Raw genomic sequence first — 2,477 nt, forward strand, 5'->3', positions numbered from 1 at the left:
CCCGCGTGATGGTCAGCCGCGCCGCCAGGGTGGCGGTGGCGGTCAGCGCCGTCCCAGCGCCTGATCCGCAGGCAGCCCCCAGCGAAAGGCCGGCATCTGCCGGCCTTTCGCTTTACCGAGATCCCCCATGCCGGCCTACCCGCCGGCCCCAGCGATACAATCGAGCCATGGATATTTTCAAGGTTTTCACCCTCGAGGCCGCCCACCGGCTGCCCAACGTCCCGACCGGCCACAAGTGCTCGCGCCTGCACGGCCATTCGTTCCGCGTTGAACTCAAGGTCAGCGGCGAACCGGGCGAGGACACCGGCTGGATCATGGATTTCAGCGATCTGAAAGCCGCCTTCCAGCCGCTGTACGACCAGCTCGACCACCACTACCTCAATGACATTCCCGGCCTGGAAAACCCGACCAGCGAGCGTCTGGCGATGTGGATCTGGGACCGCCTGAAGCCGGCGCTGCCGCTGCTGAGCGAAGTGACCGTGCACGAGACCTGCACCTCCGGCTGCAGCTACCGCGGCCCCTGAGGGACGCCGGCCGACGACCGGACGAAGACCGCCAGATTGCGCAGGCGCCCCGCGTTTTTCAGCAGGCCGGCCACCTACCTGCAACCACTACGGGCCGCCGCCAGCCGGCAGATATGGACGGAGTCTGCACCCCGGCGATATGCGCAGGGAACCAGCGCCCGAGCCCTTCGAACGCACCGCCACGCGGGCACCCGGATTCCCTGAACCTGCGAGCCCGCAGGCTCACCCCAACGCGGGCCACCTCGTCCGCCCCCGGGGATGCCGGCCGGGTATCCATTGGGGCAACGCAATGGCAGCGGCCGCCGCCCGTGAGCGCCCGCCGTCACCAAGCCGCCGAACATATTCCAGCCACAGCGTTGTCGCCGCTGGCACAATCGGTGCCCCCGCAGGCGCTAGACTCATACGATGTTCAATACCTCCTCCCTCACCGGCAGCAAGCCGGAACAGTACGCCCAGCTGCTGGCCCAGGCCCGTGCACTGGTGCAGGGCGAACGCGACCGCATCGCCAATGCCGCCAATCTGTCAGCCCTGATCTACCACGCGCTGCCGCAGCTGAACTGGGCGGGTTTCTATTTTTACGATGGCACCGAACTGGTGGTCGGGCCCTTCCAGGGCTTGCCGGCCTGCGTGCGCATTCCCCTGCACAAGGGCGTCTGCGGCGCGGCGGCGAGCAGCCGCCAGACCCAGCGCATCGATGATGTGGATGCGTTCCCCGGCCATATCGCCTGCGATTCGGCCTCGCGTTCGGAACTGGTGGTGCCGTTGCTGCATAACGGCCAGCTGGTCGGCGTACTGGATATCGACAGCCCGGTCACCGCGCGCTTCGATGCCGAGGACCAGCACGGCCTGGAAGCCATCGCCCAGGTCTTCGTCGAGTCGTTGGCGTGAGTACCACCAAGCTGCGCAACATCGGCCCGAAAAGCGCCGCATGGCTGCGTCAGGTGGGATTGCGCAGCCAGCAGGACCTGGTCGCCGCCGGTCCGGTCGCGGCGTTCATGAAAGTGCGCCGTGCCGGCTTCAAGCCCAGCCTGAATCTGCTGTATTCGCTGGAAGGCGCGCTGGTCGACTGTCATTGGCAGGACGTGCCCGAAGCCCGCCGTCAGCAGCTGGTCGCCGAATACGAAGCGGCCTTGGCCGAGTTGCCGGCCGCGCGCGGCACTCAGGCCGCCGGGCCGGTGCACGAAACCCGCCTGCCCCCCGCGGAGCCGGCGGAAGCCGAATCGGACCGCACCGCGGAAATCCGTTTCGGCGAAGACTGACGTCTCACGCCCAGAACGGCAGCGCGCTGCCCGGCCACAGCACCAGCGCCAGCAACAGCAGGGTTTCGACCACCTCGACACTGGCGCCAAGACAGTCGCCGGAAATACCGCCCAGCGCGCGCCGCCAGTACCAGGCGACCAGCGGCACCAGCAGCAACGCCAGCAGCAGCGGCCACGCACAGACCCCGGTCAGCGCCGCCAGCAACAGCGCCCACAGCCACATCGCCGCCGGCCGCAGCTGCCAGGAAAAACGTTCCCCCATGCCATCGCCATGCAGCGACGGAATCCGCTGGCTCCACCACAAGGTGCCCCAGCGCGCCCACACCGGCACCAGCACGATGCCGAACCAGGCGGGACTGGCCGCCAGTTCGGTCAGCAGCACGAACTTGAGCAGCAGCTGCATGACCAGCGTGACCACGCCGAACACGCCCATGTGCGGATCCTTGAGCACCTCCAGAAATCGCTGCGGGTTGCGATGCGCCGCGCCGAACGCGTCGGCCACATCGCCCAGCCCGTCCAGATGCAGCGCGCCGGTCACCCACACCCACAGCAACAGGGTCAGCGCGCCGGCCAGCCACGGCCGCTCGCCCAGCGCATACAGCGGCAGCGCCAGCAGCACGCCCGATAAGCGCCCCCACCAGCGGGTACGTACACGGCCGAACGGCTCAGGTCCTCCTGGCGGAAGTCCTTGACC

General features: G+C 68.2%; 4 protein-coding genes. 3 read left to right on the forward strand and 1 reads right to left on the reverse strand.

The window, feature by feature from the left end; translation table 11 throughout:
* Positions 1 to 167 precede the first annotated feature (167 nt).
* The 3 genes from queD to JCM9942_RS14105 all read left to right on the forward strand — a co-directional run bounded on the left by queD (position 168) and on the right by JCM9942_RS14105 (position 1,783).
* Complete coding sequence (queD, locus tag JCM9942_RS14095) at positions 168 to 524, forward strand: 6-carboxytetrahydropterin synthase QueD (protein WP_054660459.1); 357 nt, start codon at positions 168 to 170, stop codon at positions 522 to 524.
* A 405-nt stretch (positions 525 to 929) separates the two neighbouring features.
* Positions 930 to 1,412 carry a GAF domain-containing protein gene (locus JCM9942_RS14100; protein ID WP_054660461.1) on the forward strand — a complete coding sequence of 161 codons (483 nt, stop codon included), beginning with the start codon at positions 930 to 932 and terminating at the stop codon, positions 1,410 to 1,412.
* Complete coding sequence (locus JCM9942_RS14105) at positions 1,409 to 1,783, forward strand: TfoX/Sxy family protein (RefSeq protein WP_054660463.1); 375 nt, start codon at positions 1,409 to 1,411, stop codon at positions 1,781 to 1,783. Before JCM9942_RS14100 ends, JCM9942_RS14105 begins: the two co-directional genes overlap by 4 nt.
* A gap of 4 nt (positions 1,784 to 1,787) precedes the next feature.
* Here JCM9942_RS14105 and JCM9942_RS14110 read toward each other — a convergent pair.
* Positions 1,788 to 2,477, reverse strand: a 690-nt coding sequence (locus JCM9942_RS14110; RefSeq protein ID WP_218185502.1) for an adenosylcobinamide-GDP ribazoletransferase, incomplete at its 5' end; no start/stop codon positions are given.

It is taken from the genome of Stenotrophomonas pictorum JCM 9942 (assembly GCF_001310775.1).
GTDB lineage: Bacteria > Pseudomonadota > Gammaproteobacteria > Xanthomonadales > Xanthomonadaceae > Stenotrophomonas > Stenotrophomonas pictorum.

Bases quoted from the DNA above. Each gene is read 5' to 3' on its own strand.
- queD (WP_054660459.1), top strand. From the start codon at position 168: ATGGATATTTTCAAGGTTTTCACCCTCGAGGCCGCCCACCGGCTGCCC.
- JCM9942_RS14100 (WP_054660461.1), top strand. From the start codon at position 930: ATGTTCAATACCTCCTCCCTCACCGGCAGCAAGCCGGAACAGTACGCC.